The following is a 15414-nucleotide window of genomic DNA, read 5'->3' as shown; positions in this document are numbered from 1 at the left end:
CGGGCACGTGCTCGCCCAGCAGGAGGCGACCTTCAGCAAGAAGGTGGGGCCTCGCAGGTACGACGTGCTGGCGCCCTGCTCGTGCACCCTGAGGCTGAAGCGGGTGGCCCGCTTCAACGGGGTGGGCCTGCCCGGAGTGCTGGCCCACTCGACTTTCGACAACTATATCCCCGCGAAGACGCAGCAGGACCGGGCCCGGAGCGCGGCGTTGCACTTCGCCCACCACTACGAGAAGGCGGGGACGAACAAGGGCTTCGTCCTGAGCGGGCCGGTGGGCACGGGGAAGACGCACCTGCTGGCCGCCACGCTGGCGCACCTGGTGCTGGAGGTGGGCGTCGAGGCCCGCTACGTGGAGATCTCGCTGCTCTACGCCACCATCCGCCGCGGCTTCCAGGAGGGCAAGAGCGGCGGGGAGATCATTGGGCCGCTGTCCGAGGTGGAGGTGCTGGCCATTGACGAGCTGGGCAAGGGGCGCGGCAGCCAGTTCGAGATGGAGACGCTGGATGAGCTGATCGCCCGGCGCTACAACGCCCACCGCACCACCCTGTTCGCGACGAACTACTCGCTGGAGCCGGAGCGCAAGGCGACACGCGCGGTGGCCGGCTACCACTCCACCGAGGACACGAAGAACACGGTGCGCGAGGCGGAGCTGCTGCGCGAGCGCGTGGGCGAGCGCATCTACAGCCGGCTCTGCGAGATGTGCACCTTCGTGGAGCTGCCCAAGGACACACCCGATCACCGGCGCACGCGGCACGAGCTGGAGCCGCGCGGGCACCACGCCTCCGCGAGGATGCGCGCCAGCCGCTGACCCCTGCCGCGAGGCCCGAGCATGACCGACGCCGTCGTCGTCTTCGTCACCGCCCCCTCGGCCGACAAGGCCGCAGAGCTCGCCCGGACGCTGGTGGAGGAGCAGCTGGCCGCCTGTGGCAACGTCATCCCTGCGCTGCGCTCCATCTACCGCTGGGAGGGCAAGGTCCACGACGAGCCCGAGGCACTGCTCATCCTCAAGACGCGGGCGAACCTCTTCGAGGCGCTGAGGGAGCGAATCGTCGCCCTCCACCCCTACCAGGTCCCCGAGGTGCTGAGGCTCGACGTGGCCGCGGGGCACCTGCCCTACCTCGAGTGGATCGGCGCCAGCGTCCGGCCCTCTCCCTGACAGATACGCCTTTCAGCGAGCGGGTCATGCTTGACTCCAGAGCCTCCCTGGAGCCTGCTTGTGTGCGCTGAAGGCCATCGAGGCCTGGGGCGGGTTCTCCGTTTCCCTGTGCTCGCGCTAGGCTGTCCCCCCGGTTCACTTCCTTCTTCTCCCCTGCACATGGCTCCCATCCGAATTCTCGTGGCGGACGGTTCCGCAGTCGCCCGGAGGGAGATCTCCCAGATGCTGGGCTCCGACTTGGAGCTGGAGGTGGTGGCCATCGCCCCCACCGGGCACCTCGCGCTGGAGAAGGTGGAGCAGCTCCGCCCCGAGGTCATGGTGCTGGACCTGGCGCTGCCGGACATGAACGGGATGGACGTGCTCAAGGCCCTGCGCCGGCAGTTCCCTCGCCTGCCCGTGCTCATCTTCAGCACGCTGACGGAGAGCACCGGGAACCTCACGATGGATGCGCTCGCCCACGGTGCCAGCGACTACATCACCAAGCCGACGACGGCCGGCGGCGTGCCCTTCCTCGAGCAGGCTCGGGAGCCGCTGATCGCGAAGATCAAGGAGCTGCACTCCCGGATCCAGCCGGAGCCTCCCAGCGCCTCGCCGCTGCGCAAGCGGCACGAGCTCGCCAAGGGCCCCGCGCGGCAGCCCCGCATCGGCGTGGTGGTGGTGGGCGCGTCGACGGGAGGGCCCAACATGCTGGCCGACGTGATCTCGGCACTGCCCGCGGACTTCCCCGTGCCGGTGCTCATCACCCAGCACATGCCGGCCGGCTTCACGAAGCTGTTCGCCGAGCGCCTGGACACGCTGTCCCCCTTGCGAATCCGCGAGGCCGTGTCTGGCGAGCAGATTCGCGCCGGTCAGGTGTGGGTGGCCCCCGGGGACTACCATCTGGCGCTCATCCGGGAGGGGCCCGTGGTGAAGCTGCTGACGCACCGAGGGCCGCTGGAGAACTCCTGCCGTCCGGCGGTGGATGTGCTCTTCCGGACCGCCGCGCTGGCCTATGGAGCCGGGGTGCTGGCCGTGGTGATGACGGGGATGGGGCAGGACGGGATGAAGGGCTGTCAGGCGGTGAGCCAGGCCGGCGGACGCGTCATCGTCCAGGATCCAGAGACCTGCATCGTGGGGAGCATGCCCCAGGCCGTGCTCCAGGCGGGGCTGGCCCACCAGGTGGTGCACGTGAAGAACCTGGGCCCGGAGATCGTCCGCCGCGTCATCCGGACACTCTCTCCGCAGCAGGCTGAGAGCTGAGGGCCTCGCGAGGCGTCCCGGGATCGAGCGGCCGTCAGGCCTGAGGCCCAGGGGTTGGGCGCCCCACCGTAGACCAGGCAGGCAAGAGGGAGAGCGCGCCCGCATGCATACCTTCCCTGCATCGTCCCGCTTCACGACGGGCGAACCGGTGGGAGATGGGCACGATTCAAGTTCCAGTCTTAGGGTGGATCGCCTTCGGCGTGCTCGTGCTGGGGCTGCTCGGCGTCGATCTCCTGGTCCACCGGAAGAAGCACGGTGAGTCGAGGCGCAGCGCGATTGCCTGGAGCCTCGGCTGGATCGCGCTCGGGCTCAGCTTCAGCGTGTTCGTCTGGAAGGCATATGGCACCACCGCCGCCCATGAGTACCTGGGCGCATGGCTCATCGAGAAGAGCCTGAGCCTCGACAACCTCTTCGTCTTCCTCGTCATCTTCCGCAGCCTCAGCATCCCCGAGGACGAGCAGCGGCGGGTGCTCTTCTGGGGCATCTTCGGAGCGCTGGTGTTCCGGGCCCTGTTCATCCTCGTCGGCGTGGAGGCGCTCGAGCACTGGCACGCCGTCGTGTACGTGTTCGGCGCCATCCTGCTCATCACCGCCATCCGGGTCGCGATCGAGGATCCGACCCGTCAGCGCGAGAGCTCGCTGGTGAGGTGGCTCTCCCGACGGCTCCCCGTCAGCCCTGTCGCCGAGGGTCCGCACTTCTTCGCCCGGTTCCAGGGACGGCGCGTGGCAACCCCCATGCTGGTCGCGCTGATCTCCATCGAGCTGACGGACATCGCCTTCGCGGTGGACTCGGTGCCCGCGGCGCTGGCGGTGAGCAAGGAGCCGTTCATCGTCTACACCTCGAACGTGTTCGCCATCCTCGGCCTGCGGGCCCTCTACATCGCGCTGGCGCATGTCATCTCGGAGCTGCGCTACCTGCACTATGGCCTCGCCGCGGTCCTGGCTTTCGCGGGACTGAAGATGGTCGTGCCGGACACCTGGGTCCACATTCCCCCGCTCGTCTCGGTGGCCATCATCCTCGCGTGCATCGGCGTCGCGGTCGCCGCAAGCCTCCGGTACCGGGCTCGGCAGCGCCGGAGGAAGAAGCCCCAGGATCCGGCGGCGGGCGCTCCTGGAAGCCGCGAGCTCACCGCCTGACAGCGTGGCGCATCGGAACGCGCTATGAAGAGAGACATGAGGCACGGGATCCAGAGCGGAATGGTACTGGCTGCTGGCCTGCTCGTGGCGTGCGCCGCAGGTCCTCGGGAGCTGCGCGACGAGGGCAGCGAGCGCATCGAGGAGGCCATGCGGACTGAGGCGCACCCGGACATGATTCCCGAGGGGATCTTCCTGGGGGACGATGCTCCTCCCCTTGCTCCCCCGGTTCCAGAGGTGGCGAGCCCCCCGATGGTCGTCACCTCGAGCGACGGGCCTCCGGAGCCGGGATGGTTCTACGGTACCGTGCCCATCATCGTGCCGGGTCCGGTATTCGGTCCACACCCCGGCTCCGTGCGCTACCACATCGAAGCCAGGCCGGGTGGGAGCATCCCAGGTCTGCTGCCTTGAGCGAGCCCATGGACAGAGCCCTCTTTCCCATCCTCTACGCGCAGGATCTGAAGCGCGTGATCTCCTTCTACCGGGATCTGCTGGGTATGCAGGAGTCCTTCCGCTACCCAGCGGAAGGAGAGGTCGTGTTCATGACCCTCCAATGGGGCCGTTCGGAGATCGGCCTGGGCACCTATGCCCCCACCCCAGGTCTGGAGGGCCGACCTCTGCAGGTGCCCCAAGGCGGCCGTGGCTTCGAGCTCTGTGTCTACGTGGAGGATGTGGACGCGCTCATCTCACGCCTGCGCGGCGAAGGTGTGAAGGTGCTCGTAGAGCCGATGGATCAGCCCTGGGGAGAGCGACTCGCCTATGTCGCAGACCCCGAGGGCAACACGGTGATGCTCACCGCCCGGCTCCGAGCCGAAGGCTCGTAGAGCCTCCGGGGCGCCCCCAGGGGTGCGCTCTTGCCGAACCTGTCCAGCTGTCTGACAGGTTTGCCCGGCGCACCGCCAGCAGGGGTGTCATCCCCCGTTCCCCTGGGCGACACTCCACCAGCGAACCTTTCAGAGCGGCATGACGGCAGCCTACTCATTGGGTAGGCTGCGCGCGGGCGGAGTGACCGCCCCGTGCACGCCGAGGTACGCGATGACGGACGAGCTGACCCCCGACTCTCTCCGCGTAGGGAGCCTGGTAGGCCCCTGGCGCGTGGAGGGCTACACCGGCCGTGGCTCCTACGGCGTGGTGTTCCGGGCCCGCCGCGCAGGACACCCCGCCTCCCCGCCCGTGGCACTCAAGCTGGCCCTCATTCCTTATGACCCGCGCTTCGTGAGGGAGGCGGAGCTGCTCTCGCGCGTCCATCACCCGTCCGTGCCGCAGCTGTTCGACCGGGGCTGGTGGACCTCTGACGCGGGCGTGGTGCACCCATACCTGGTCATGGAGTGGATCCGAGGCGTGCCGATGTACGAGTGGGCGCGGACGTACAACCCCACCGCCCGCGAGGTGCTGCAAGTGACGGCACAGCTGGCGTGGGCCTTGGAAGTGCTGCATCGAGCCGATGGCCTGCACCGAGACGTACGGGGGGACAACATCCTCGTGGAGCCCGAGGGGCGGGCCGTGCTCGTGGACTTCGGCTCGGGCACCTGGAAGGGGGCACCTCCCATCACCGAGAGCCTCATGCCGCCCAACACGCGCGAGTACCGCAGCCCGGAGGCGCTGATCTTCCAATGGGAGCACCTGCGGCAGAGAGGTACCCGCTACGAGGCGCAACCCGCGGATGACCTCTATGCACTGGGAGTCAGCGTGTACCGGCTGGTGACAGGGGTGTATCCGCCACCCGGGGCGGATCCAGAGGCGAAAAAGGACCCGCTTCGCGGCCCACTTCCATCCCGCTTACTGCCCCAGGCGCTCAACGGGCGCGTAGGACTGGAGCTGGCACGAGTCATCGAGCGGCTGATGGCGGAGGGGCCTGAGGCGCGGGGACGGGCGCTCGAGGTGGCCGAGGCAGCTGAATCCGCGGCAGAGCATGTGGGGCCCAAGGCGGATGTTCCGCTCTTTGACCCGGAGCCTCAAGAGGTTGAGGCCGAAGCCATACCCGTCCGAGTTGCGTCGGTGTCTGGCTCGGAGCCTCCCGCTGTCGGGGTGGCAGAGGTCCCCGTTCGTGCACACGCCAAGACAGCGGAACATTCTTGGGATGGGCGGCGCGTACTGCTGACCACCAGCCTGATCCTGACGGTGGTCTATCTATGGTGGATAGCGCCCAGCTCACGCGAGGCCGCGCCTGAGGTGGCACAGGCTGAAGAACCGGATACGGGTGTGGCGCCACCCGAAGCGGGAACAACAGGGCTCGGCGACGGAGGAGTAGCCGCTCGGGTGGCAACACAGGAGCCTCCCATCTCTGGGGAGGTCATCGCCTTGGAGATGCCGAAGCAGCCGCTGCCTGGCCAACGGCGCGCTCCTTGTAGAGGTCGTGGGGAAGTCGAGATCATTGGAGGGTGCTGGGCACCCTGGACCACCCTCACTCCGCCCTGTGGTGACGAGGCATACGAGTGGAATAGAGCCTGTTTCTGGCCCCTCTACGAGAGGACTCGCGTGCCTACCTCCGACAAGCCACAGTAAGAGGAACTCACGCTCCGAGGAACTCGCGGTGCAACCGGGCCGTCAGCGGCTTCAGGTACACCTTGTCTACTAGGAGAGAGAGCTGCAGCGGCGAGGTGTGGACCGCGTGAACTCGGGCCCCCAGTTCCTCTGCCGCGATGAGCGCCCGGCTCAGGTATCCCCAGTCCGCGTTGATGCCCGCCCCCACGCACGTCACCGTGCCCACCTGCTCCTGGAGCGACACGTCCTCCCCGAAGCGCGTGGCCAGCTCCCGGCGCACCGCCTCCAGCCCATGCACGTCCTGCAGCGGCACCGCGATATAGGTCCGCGCCTCGCGCCCGAGCAGCCCGTCGAAGCTCAGCGCCCGGCCTCGCACGCCGCGCGCATCCAGGAACTCCAGCAGCTCCGGCAGCCGCACCCGCTCCGAGGCCGCTGAGAGCACCGCCATCTCCTGCTCCGCCGTCACGCCCTTCACGCGCGTGTCGGCAGGGCCCGTCAGCTCCTGGACCGTCGTCCCCGCCCCCTGCCCGTGCGCCGTCCGAGCGAGGATGGCGATGCCCTTGGCCTTGGCGAACTCCACCGCCTGCGCGTTGAGCACCTTGGCTCCCGCGCTCGCCAGCTCCTGCATCTCGTCATAGGAGAGCGACTCCAGCTTGCGCGCGTCCGGCACCACCCGCGGGTCCGCCGAGAAGATGCCGTCCACGTCCGAGTAGATCTCACACGCCTCCGCCTCGAGCGCCGCCGCCAGCGCCACCGCCGTCGTGTCCGAGCCACCCCGCCCCAGCGTCGTCACCTCCTTCTTGTAGGAGACACCCTGATAGCCGGCGACGATGACCACCTTGCCCCGATCCAGCTCCTCGAAGACTCGGTAGGGGCGCACCTCGACGATGCGGGCCTGCGAGTGCGTGTCGTTGGTGATGATGCCGCTCTGGCTGCCGGTGAAGCTGATGGCCGGCACCTGCAGCTCCTGCAGCGCCATGGACAGCAGGGCCATGGAGATCCGCTCCCCACACGTCAGCAGCATGTCCAGCTCGCGCCGCGGAGGATCCGGGGACACCTGCTTGGCCAGCGAGAGGAGCTCGTCCGTGGTGTCCCCCATGGCGGACACCACCACGACGACCTGGTAGCCCGCCTCGCGCCGATCCTTCACGCGCTGCGCCACCTTCCGAATCTTCTCCACGTCCGCGACCGACGAGCCCCCATACTTCTGCACGACGATTGGCATAAGCGCCTCGTTACCTCTGTTGGGCGTGTCCGGAAAGCCACGCCGAGAGGTTTCCATGCAGGACGTCGGCCAACGGAACCTACCCGCCCGTCAGGCGGAGGGTCGTCTCCTTGACAGGCTGGGATCGCCCCATATACCCAAGCCGGAGGCTTCCCATGGCGATGATTGAGGTACAGAACCTCACCAAGCGATACCGGGACCGGAGTGCCATCGAAGGCCTGACCTTCAGCGTCAACGAAGGGGAGATCCTGGGCTTCCTGGGGCCCAATGGGGCCGGCAAGTCCACGACGATGAAGATCCTCACCGGCTTCCTGCCCCCGTCCATGGGCACGGCCAAGGTGGCGGGCTTCGATGTCTTCGAGCAGCCCCTCGAGGTGAAGCGGCGCATCGGCTACCTGCCGGAGACGCCGCCGCTCTACCCGGAGATGACGGTGCGCGGGTACCTGAAGTTCGTGGCCGAGCTCAAGCGGGTACCGGGCCGTGGGCTGAAGGCCGAGGTGAACCGCGTGTCCGGCCTTGCCGGCCTGTCGGACATCATGGACCGCGTCATCCAGAACCTCTCCAAGGGCTACAAGCAGCGCGTGGGCATCGCCCAGGCCCTGCTCGGCTCGCCACCGGTGCTCATCCTCGACGAGCCCACCGAGGGCCTCGATCCCTCCCAGCGCGCCGACGTCCGCTCCCTCATCAAGGAACTGGCCGGAAAGCACACCCTCATCCTCTCCACGCACATCCTGCCGGAGGTGACGATGACATGTGAGAAGGTGCTCATCATCAACCAGGGGAAGATGGTCGCCTACGACGAGATCAAGAAGCTGACCTCGGTGCACGGCCAGGCCGAGAACGTCTCGCTCGAAGAGATCTTCATCAAGCTGACGGCCGCCTGAGCCACCCGTCCCCCCTGCCTTTCCGAGAGGATTTCCTCATGCGCACCGCCCTGGCGATCGCCCGCAAGGAGCTGTCCATCTACTTCACCACCCCGTGGGCCTATGCGGTCTTCACGGCAATGGTGGCGCTGTCCTCGTTCTTCTTCATGGGCCTGCTGCAGTCCTTCCAGCAAGCGCAGGAGTGGGCCCAGGCCGTTGGCTGGAACAAGCTCCCACCGGATCTCGGCGCCTACCGCAACCTCACCGACGGCGTCATCGTCCAGCTCTGGGGCATCGTCCTCATCGTCACGCTCTTCGTGGCCCCCTTCCTCTCCATGCGGCTGTTCGCCGAGGAGAAGCGCAACAAGACCTTCGAGCTGCTGATGACGACGCCCGTGCGGCCCATCGAGCTGGTGCTGGGCAAGTACCTGGGCGGGCTGGGCATCATCTCCGCGACGCTGGGGCTCACCATCCTCTTCCCGCTCATCCTCACGGCCTTTGGAAAGAGCACCTCGGGGGCGGTGCTGGAGTGGCCCACGGTGCTGCTGGGCTATGGCGCGGTGCTGCTGTGGGGTGCCACCTGCATGGCGGTGGGGATGTTCATCTCCTCCCTCACGGAGAGCCAGATGGTGGCCGCGCTGCTCACCTTCGTGGTGCTGCTGCCGTGGATGCTCCTGCGCGGGCTGGCGCAGGGCGTGGAGGAGCCGCTGCGCTCCTTCGTCAACTACATGGCCTTCGACTCGCAGCTCCAGAACCTGATCATGGGCGTGCTGGACCTCAAGGCGCTGGTGTTCTTCTTCTCCGTCATCCTCTTCTCGCTGCTGCTCACTCACCGCTCGGTGGAGGCTCAGCGCTGGGCTTAGCCCCTGGCGCGAGGGACCCATGAATCTTGCCTCTGTCGGAAAGATCCTCGGCGCGTTCGGGCTCCTGTGCCTGCTGTCGAGCCCCGCCACCCTGTTCTTCACCTCGGGCTCGCTGGCGCTCACCACGGCCAAGGCCGTCTCGGGCCTGCTGCTGCTCGGCGTGTACTTTGCCACGAACTTCAAGCAGTTCGGCCAGTTCGCCACCCGCCGCTCCAGCTTCTTCTTCGGCACCACGGTGCTGCTGGGGGTGGTGACGCTGGGGGGGCTGGTGGCCCTCAACTACATCGCCTTCAAGAAGAACAAGAGCTGGGACCTGACGAAGCAGAAGCTCTTCACCCTGGCGCCGCAGACCAACAACACGCTCTCCGGGCTCAAGGAGAAGGTGCGGGCCATTGGCTTCCTGCCCCCCAGCCACCCCTCCTACGACACGGTGGAGCAGCTCTTCCAGCGCTACCAGGCCGAGGCCCCCGAGAAGTTCGAGTACTCCTTCAAGGATCCGCAGCGCCACCCGGACCTGGCGGCGAAGTACCAGCTCAAGGAGGGACAGACGACGGTGGTGCTGGTGCGTGGCGAGGGCGACAAGGCCTCCCACACCACCCTCAACACCCTCTCCGAGCAGGATCTGACCAATGCCCTGCTCAAGCTCAACGCCGTAGGGGCGCAGAAGGTGTACTTCCTCACCGGCCACGGCGAGTGGCCGCTGGAGAGCACCGCTGCGGCGCCGGGCGATCCGGGCGCAGCCCTCTCCGAGCTCCGCAAGCAGCTCCTCCAGGAGGGCTACACCGCCGAGGAGCTGAACCTGGCGGGCCAGAAGGAAGTGCCCCGGGATGCGTCGCTGGTGATCATCGCCGGCGCGAGGACGCCCTACACGCCGCCGGAGTCGGAGGTGCTGCGCCAGTACCTCGCGGCGGGCGGGCGGATGCTCTACTTCGCGGAGTTCAACGTCGAGCCCCACCTGGACGCACTCCTGGCTGAGTACGGGGTGGAGGTGGACAAGGGGATCGCCGCGGACCGGCAGTTCAACAGTGGCAACCCCTTCGCCCTCGTCTCCGCGTTCTACAGCGAGCACGAGCTGACCCAGCCGCTGCTCCAGCGCAAGCTCAACATCGAGTTCCCCACCACTCGCAGCCTCACGGTGCTGCGCCAGGGGATGGCCGAGGGTGTGAAGGTCAGCCCCGTGGTCCTCTCCTCGCCCTTCGGCTGGGTGGAGACGACACCGGCCGCGGATGCCACGCCCTCGGACGGCGAGAAGTCCGGCCAGCTCACCCTGGTGACCGCCGCCACGCGGGACACGAAGAACGCCCCGGACAAGCGCTTCGATGAGGCACGTGTGGTGGTGATGGGTGACTCGGAGATCCTCCTGGATCCCAACTGGGGCCACGAGGCCAACCGCAACCTGGTGCTGAATGCGCTCGGCTGGGCGTCAAACCAGGTGGAGAAGATCACCCTCCGCCCGCCGGACCGCGACACCTCCACGCTGGAGATGGATCGCGACATGCTGGAGAACATCCGCTTCGTGTCCACGGACCTGCTGCCCCTGTCCCTCATGGGCCTGGGCATGGCCATCTGGCTGTCGAGGCGAAACAAGTGAAGCAGACGCAGAAGACCCTGATCGCCCTGCTGGCCGCCACGGTGGCCACGGCGGGCCTGGGCCTCTACGCGTACTTCGGCGTGAAGCAGCCCGAGGAGGCTCAGGCCGCGCGCAAGGAGCAGTCCGAGAAGCTCTTCGCTCCCAGCGCACCGGGCGAGAAGCCAGACGAGGGCGGCACTCCCGCGCCCGTCTTCACGCAGCTCACCGTGAAGGCCCAGGGCGTCACCGCAACGCTGGAGCAGCAGGGTGACACCTGGCGCCTCACTGCCCCGGTGTTGGCCAAGGCGGACAAGTGGGCGGTGGAGGGCATCCTCAGCCAGCTCCAGTCCGGAAAGTTCAAGGCCACCGTCGAGGAGGCTCCCACCGACGCGGATCTGGAGAAGTACGGCCTCAAGCCGCCCGTGTTCTCGGTGACGGCAAAGGCCTATGTCCCTGAGGCCTCGGGCGGAGGGAAGGAGGACCCCGCCCGCCAGCGCACGGTGACGCTGCACGGCGGCATCGAGAACCCTTTCGATGGCTCCGTCTACGTGCGTCGCGACGAGGACCCGCGCGTGTACTCCGCGGACGGCTCGGTGCGCTACGCGCTGGAGAAGGATCTGTATGCGCTGCGCGACAAGGAGATCCTGGCGCTCGACGAGGCCTCGCTGAAGGCGCTCGAGGTGGTGGCCAAGGCGAACAGCTACTCGCTGGAGCGGGACTCGGATCAGTCCTGGCGGTTGACGAAGCCCGCGGCCGTGCGCGCGGACGGGGATCGACTGAAGCAGGCCCTCAAGTCGCTCAAGGAGCAGCGGGCGCTCTCCTTCCCCACCGACTCGGCTCAGGAGCGCACCCGGCTGGGCCTGGACAAGCCCGTGTTGGACGCGCACTTCACGCTCGACAAGGGCGAGCCGGTGCGCCTGCGCCTCTCGCAGGTGAAGGAAGGAGCCGGCTCGAAGGTGTACGCGTTGCTCGAGCAGGGCTCGGAGGTGACGCTCGCGGAGGTGCCAGAGGGCACGCTCGCCGTGCTGGAGCTGGGGCTCGCGGACCTGCGCACCAAGATGGTGCTGAGCTTCAAGCGCGAGGACGTGAAGCGCCTCGTCTTCCACCCTGGCGATGGAGGCACGCCCATCGTCCTGGCCAACGCGAAGCCTGACTCGAACTCGCTGGACGGCTGGCAGGTGGAGGCGCCCAAGGCTGGCAAGGCCCAGGGGTTCCGGGTGGCCTCGCTGCTCAGTCACCTGCACACCCTCAAGGCCTCCACCTTCGGCGAGGCGAACCCGAGGAAGTGGGACAAGTACGGCATCACCGACGCCTCGCGCGGCGCGTCGCTGCAGGATGCGGACGGCAAGGAGCTGGCCCGGCTGTGGATCGGCAGCGCGGTGCCGGGCAAGGAGGGCTTCGTCTACATCCGTGGCTCCAACGCCGAGGTGGCGGAGGTGGAGCTGGCCCGGCTGGCCGATCTGCCCGCCCGACCGGAGGACATCCTCGAGGCCTCGCCCACCGCAGCCACGGATGGCGGCGCGACGATGGCCCAGCCCTGAGCTGCCAGTCCCCGGATCAAACGCGGAACGTGGCCGAACCACCCTCGGGCCACAGAACCCGGGGCGCTTCGCCCTCAGGCACGAGGGCCAGGACGGCGCCCTCCAGGTAGCCCTCTTCCTCCAGGGCCTCCACGAGCGTGCGCACGGCGATCTGCGGATCCATCACGCGGCAGAAGATGTCCATCCGCCCGGGCTGGGTCTCGCCGCCTTCCACCTCGCCGTTGCCCGTCCAGCCGAGGATGTCCGTGAGCAGCTCCTCCACGGCGTTGCGCTTCTCGAAGTCGTGCCCCGAGCCCTTGCCCTGCAAGGGGTACTGGACGACCAGAGGAGCCATGGAGTCCGGATCGGGCTCGTCATAGCCCTCGTCCACGAGCGGCTCCGCAGCCCCCGCGAGGACCATGTCCGGATCCTCTTCCGGAGGAACCGGGGTCGTCTGGTGCTCCCCCATCTCACCCACGACGCCCCGGTGCACGGAGAGTCCGTCGTCGCCGACCCACGCCTCCCAGTAACGGAGGGTGTCGCCTTCCTTCTTGTAGAGCCTCAGCACACGAGCACCCTACCGCTCCCGCTCCTCAGATCTCCAGCAGCGCGAACCGCTGATCCGGCGTGTGCTTGGCCATCAGCGGCATCGCCACGTTGTAGACGGGGATACCGCCCCGGGTCTTCCCCTCCCGGGTGCCATGGTGCGCGTGGCCGTGGAACACCGCCTCCGCCCGGTAATGATCGATGGGCATGGCCAGGCGGCTCGTCCCGAGGAAGGGGCGGATCTCGATGTTCTCCCCCTCCAGCGTCTCCGGGATGGGGGCGTAGTGCATGATGACCACCTTCTTCGGCGTGTCGAGGTGGCTCAGCGCCGCCTCCAGCTTGAGCGACTCGGACACCGCCTCCTGCACGAAGGCCTTGGTCTGCCCCTCGCCGAACGCCTGCAACGTGGCGTTGCCGAAGCCCCCGCCGAACCCCTTCACTCCGGCCACCCCGAGCACCTTCTCGAAGATGAAGTGATCCCCGTCGAGGATGTGGACGCCCACCTTGGCCAGCTCGGTGGAGATCTCCTTCACCTGGCCATGCTCGTAGTCGTGGTTGCCCAGCACCGCGGCACACGGGACGCGCAGGGCCGACAGCTCTTCGGCCAGGACCTTGCCCTCCTCAAACATGCCGCGATCCGTCAGATCGCCGCACAGCACCAGGAGGTCCGCCGAGGCGTTCACCTGCTTCACGAGGAGCCGGAAGCGGCCGTGGTGATCCTCGCGGCAGTGCAGATCACCGACTGCTGCTAGCCGGATCTTCGAGCTCGGATCGCGCACCACGCTCTCCTCCGTGCTTCCTCTCGTTCTCGTCCCACAGCCGTCCGTCGCGGAAACCCCAGTGATGGATGTCGACGTGGTAGTTCACCCGCGAGATCAGATTGCCGCGGCAGATCCGCTCCTCCCAGTTCCCCTCGCGCACCGTGTCCAGCGTGCGCGACATCAGCTCCGCCATCACCCAGTCCGGGATGATGTCCCGCTCGAAGGGGTAGGCGTACCGGAACATCATCAGGTGGCTGAACAGCACCTCCCAGTACCGATCGAAGCGGCGCAGCATCCGCTCCCAGTCCATCTGCCGCCCGGCCTTGAGGAGCAGGTGGTTCACGTCCGCCCCGTCATAGCGCTCGCGCTCGTTGACGAAGGCCTTGGACCAGATCATCTCCTCGGCGGGCGCCACCAGGCAGCGGTGGCCGAACACGGTGGCCGTCTTCGCGTGCTCGAACCACCCGTCGTCCACCACCGCCACCCCGTTGCCGGAGCTGAAGATGAAGTCGACGAAGTACTCGCCCTTGAAGGCCTTGTAGAGCCACACCTCATCGGTGCGCTCGGTGCGCCAGCCGTCCAGTTCCAGCACCTCCAAGGCCCGGCCGGCGTCGCGCTTGCGCGGAAACAGGTCCAGGTCCTTCGTGTCCCGGTAGATCCCGGTGTACGTGGCATACGCGTATGCGCCGCCGACGACGAAGGGCACACCTGCATCCAGCAGCAATCCAACGGCCCGGGCCCGGGCGTTGATCTCATCGGGAGCCCTGTCGCGCTCGGCCAGCGTCGCGTCCACGCCCAGCTCCCCCGGGTGGTTCGGGTGTCTCTTTTCCATGGGGCATAAGCTAGGAACGGGGAAATTTCCCTGTCGCACATGCACACGCGACAGCCCGGTGAGCAGGCGGGCGTCCTCCAAACATATGTATTTACTGGTTCTTTTCCGCTTCAAAATCGAGAGGGAAATCCGGCTTTCTGTTTTGCGGGGGGGCTGTGTCCATGGGGATGCAAACACGCTGAACGGCCCCGCCGGGGGGCCGAACCCGAAAGGAAGAACCCCATGTTCCGCAAGAGCCTGATGCTGTGCGCCTCCCTGCTGTTCGTTGGCTGTGGCGATGCCGCCGAGAACGAGTTCCGTGACGGTCTGCCCTCCAAGGAGATGGTGGCGGTGAAGGATCCGGGTGGCAGCACTGGCCAGAAGCTGGAGACCGACTCGGTGCGCGGCTCCGCGCTGGGGGTGACGAGCGACTTCTACAAGCTGACCCGCGGCGCCTCGGTGTCGATCAACGGCGGCACCGCGGCGGTGCTCAACCTGGTGGAGGAGATCACCGAGTTCCCGCCCACCACCCTCGAGGGGGATGTGGCCGTGTGGGGCCCGCACACCGACGCGCTGAGCCCCACCACCTGGAAGCTCACCGTAACGAAGACCGCGGACAACACCTACAGCTACAAGCTGGAGGGCAAGGCGAAGACGGCGGCGGACTCGGAGTTCCAGGCCATCCTCTCCGGCTCGCACACCATCTCGCTGGACGAGCAGGGCAACCGGCTGCGGAACTACGGCAACGGCACCCTGAAGATCGACTGGGACGCCGCACAGAAGATGCCCGAGCACGGCAATGAGGTGGGCACGGCGGACATCCGCTACTCGCGCATCAACGCCCAGAGCGCGGCCAGCGTGGAGGCCGACTTCCGCAACGTGAACGACGAGGAGCGGCCGGGCACTCGCGTGAACGCCGACTACCGGTACAAGGAGACGCCGGGTGCTGGCGGCGAGTTCGACCTCGCGCTCGACAAGAACTTCGACGACGACTCGACCCGCAACAAGATCGAGCACCTCACGGTCAAGACCCGCTGGGCTCAGACGGGGGCCGGCCGGGCGGACGTGAAGATCACCGGCGGTGACTTCAGCATCGCGGCGGCCACGGCCAGCGAGTGCTGGGACTCGACCTTCGCCAGCCAGTACCTGGAGGCCAGCTGGGTGGTCGGCCCGATCTACGGTAACGCATCCGCCTGCGGCGGCTTCTCCTCGGCGCTCTACTCTTCGCTGTAATCCGCGCACT

16 protein-coding genes are annotated in these 15414 nt (G+C 67.6%); 12 read left to right on the top strand and 4 right to left on the bottom strand.

The features are described 5' to 3' along the window. From VD972_RS36440 to VD972_RS36410, 7 genes are all read left to right on the top strand, one after another. A partial coding sequence (locus tag VD972_RS36440) for an ATP-binding protein (protein ID WP_324993427.1) occupies positions 1-808 on the top strand: 808 nt, incomplete at its 5' end. A gap of 21 nt (positions 809-829) precedes the next feature. Then, entirely contained in the window at positions 830-1156 is a 327-nt protein-coding gene (gene cutA / locus VD972_RS36435) for a divalent-cation tolerance protein CutA (RefSeq protein WP_324993426.1), read from the top strand. Between the two features lie 159 nt (positions 1157-1315). Next, the gene (gene cheB / locus VD972_RS36430) at positions 1316-2395 is read left to right on the top strand and encodes a chemotaxis-specific protein-glutamate methyltransferase CheB (RefSeq protein ID WP_324993425.1); all 1080 of its coding nucleotides are present in this window, start codon (positions 1316-1318) and stop codon (positions 2393-2395) included. Between the two features lie 155 nt (positions 2396-2550). Continuing rightward, entirely contained in the window at positions 2551-3531 is a 981-nt protein-coding gene (locus tag VD972_RS36425) for a TerC/Alx family metal homeostasis membrane protein (protein WP_324993424.1), read from the top strand. A gap of 36 nt (positions 3532-3567) precedes the next feature. Beyond that, a complete protein-coding gene (locus VD972_RS36420; protein WP_324993423.1) occupies positions 3568-3939 on the top strand; it encodes a hypothetical protein in 372 nt (123 codons plus the stop codon). An 8-nt stretch (positions 3940-3947) separates the two neighbouring features. Continuing rightward, complete coding sequence (locus VD972_RS36415; RefSeq protein WP_324993422.1) at positions 3948-4352, top strand: VOC family protein; 405 nt, start codon at positions 3948-3950, stop codon at positions 4350-4352. 211 nt (positions 4353-4563) lie between these two features. After that, positions 4564-6033: a serine/threonine-protein kinase gene (locus VD972_RS36410; protein ID WP_324993421.1), complete on the top strand. Its 1470-nt coding sequence runs from the start codon at positions 4564-4566 to the stop codon at positions 6031-6033. A 7-nt stretch (positions 6034-6040) separates the two neighbouring features. Here VD972_RS36410 and VD972_RS36405 read toward each other — a convergent pair whose 3' ends face one another. Further along, positions 6041-7237, bottom strand: a complete 1197-nt coding sequence (locus tag VD972_RS36405; protein WP_324993420.1) for an aspartate kinase — start codon at positions 7235-7237, stop codon at positions 6041-6043. A gap of 155 nt (positions 7238-7392) precedes the next feature. Between VD972_RS36405 and VD972_RS36400 the strand changes: the two genes are divergently transcribed. Genes VD972_RS36400 through VD972_RS36385 form a run of 4 tightly spaced genes read left to right on the top strand, consistent with a single transcriptional unit; the run spans position 7393 to position 12074 of the window. Continuing rightward, the gene (locus VD972_RS36400; protein WP_324993419.1) at positions 7393-8121 is read left to right on the top strand and encodes an ABC transporter ATP-binding protein; all 729 of its coding nucleotides are present in this window, start codon (positions 7393-7395) and stop codon (positions 8119-8121) included. A 38-nt stretch (positions 8122-8159) separates the two neighbouring features. After that, entirely contained in the window at positions 8160-8963 is an 804-nt protein-coding gene (locus VD972_RS36395) for an ABC transporter permease (protein ID WP_324993418.1), read from the top strand. 19 nt (positions 8964-8982) lie between these two features. Continuing rightward, entirely contained in the window at positions 8983-10554 is a 1572-nt protein-coding gene (locus VD972_RS36390) for a GldG family protein (protein ID WP_324993416.1), read from the top strand. Beyond that, positions 10551-12074, top strand: a complete 1524-nt coding sequence (locus tag VD972_RS36385; protein WP_324993415.1) for a DUF4340 domain-containing protein — start codon at positions 10551-10553, stop codon at positions 12072-12074. Before VD972_RS36390 ends, VD972_RS36385 begins: the two co-directional genes overlap by 4 nt. A gap of 16 nt (positions 12075-12090) precedes the next feature. On the opposite strand, the gene VD972_RS36380 is transcribed toward VD972_RS36385, so the two are convergent. The 3 genes from VD972_RS36380 to VD972_RS36370 are packed head-to-tail and all read right to left on the bottom strand — an operon-like array spanning position 12091 to position 14192. Then, positions 12091-12621: a hypothetical protein gene (locus tag VD972_RS36380; protein WP_324993414.1), complete on the bottom strand. Its 531-nt coding sequence runs from the start codon at positions 12619-12621 to the stop codon at positions 12091-12093. A gap of 25 nt (positions 12622-12646) precedes the next feature. Then, complete coding sequence (locus VD972_RS36375) at positions 12647-13381, bottom strand: metallophosphoesterase family protein (protein WP_324993413.1); 735 nt, start codon at positions 13379-13381, stop codon at positions 12647-12649. Further along, complete coding sequence (locus VD972_RS36370; RefSeq protein WP_324993412.1) at positions 13335-14192, bottom strand: nucleotidyltransferase; 858 nt, start codon at positions 14190-14192, stop codon at positions 13335-13337. Before VD972_RS36370 ends, VD972_RS36375 begins: the two co-directional genes overlap by 47 nt. Before the next feature lie 222 nt (positions 14193-14414). On the opposite strand from VD972_RS36370, the gene VD972_RS36365 reads away from it, so the two are divergent. Next, positions 14415-15404 carry a hypothetical protein gene (locus VD972_RS36365; protein WP_324993411.1) on the top strand — a complete coding sequence of 330 codons (990 nt, stop codon included), beginning with the start codon at positions 14415-14417 and terminating at the stop codon, positions 15402-15404. The last annotated feature ends 10 nt before the right edge of the window (positions 15405-15414 follow it).

It is taken from the genome of Hyalangium sp. (assembly GCF_035629615.1).
Lineage (GTDB): Bacteria > Myxococcota > Myxococcia > Myxococcales > Myxococcaceae > Hyalangium.
Note: the sequence above shows the minus strand (reverse complement) of the source record. Positions and strands in the feature narration are given on the sequence as shown.

Coding starts and splice junctions, on each gene's coding strand:
- VD972_RS36415 (WP_324993422.1), top strand. CDS start 3,948: ATGGACAGAGCCCTCTTTCCCATCCTCTACGCGCAGGATCTGAAGCGC.
- VD972_RS36410 (WP_324993421.1), top strand. CDS start 4,564: ATGACGGACGAGCTGACCCCCGACTCTCTCCGCGTAGGGAGCCTGGTA.
- VD972_RS36390 (WP_324993416.1), top strand. CDS start 8,983: ATGAATCTTGCCTCTGTCGGAAAGATCCTCGGCGCGTTCGGGCTCCTG.
- VD972_RS36420 (WP_324993423.1), top strand. CDS start 3,568: ATGAGGCACGGGATCCAGAGCGGAATGGTACTGGCTGCTGGCCTGCTC.
- VD972_RS36400 (WP_324993419.1), top strand. CDS start 7,393: ATGGCGATGATTGAGGTACAGAACCTCACCAAGCGATACCGGGACCGG.
- VD972_RS36365 (WP_324993411.1), top strand. CDS start 14,415: ATGTTCCGCAAGAGCCTGATGCTGTGCGCCTCCCTGCTGTTCGTTGGC.
- VD972_RS36425 (WP_324993424.1), top strand. CDS start 2,551: ATGGGCACGATTCAAGTTCCAGTCTTAGGGTGGATCGCCTTCGGCGTG.
- VD972_RS36405 (WP_324993420.1), bottom strand. CDS start 7,237: ATGCCAATCGTCGTGCAGAAGTATGGGGGCTCGTCGGTCGCGGACGTG.
- cutA (WP_324993426.1), top strand. CDS start 830: ATGACCGACGCCGTCGTCGTCTTCGTCACCGCCCCCTCGGCCGACAAG.
- cheB (WP_324993425.1), top strand. CDS start 1,316: ATGGCTCCCATCCGAATTCTCGTGGCGGACGGTTCCGCAGTCGCCCGG.
- VD972_RS36370 (WP_324993412.1), bottom strand. CDS start 14,192: ATGGAAAAGAGACACCCGAACCACCCGGGGGAGCTGGGCGTGGACGCG.
- VD972_RS36395 (WP_324993418.1), top strand. CDS start 8,160: ATGCGCACCGCCCTGGCGATCGCCCGCAAGGAGCTGTCCATCTACTTC.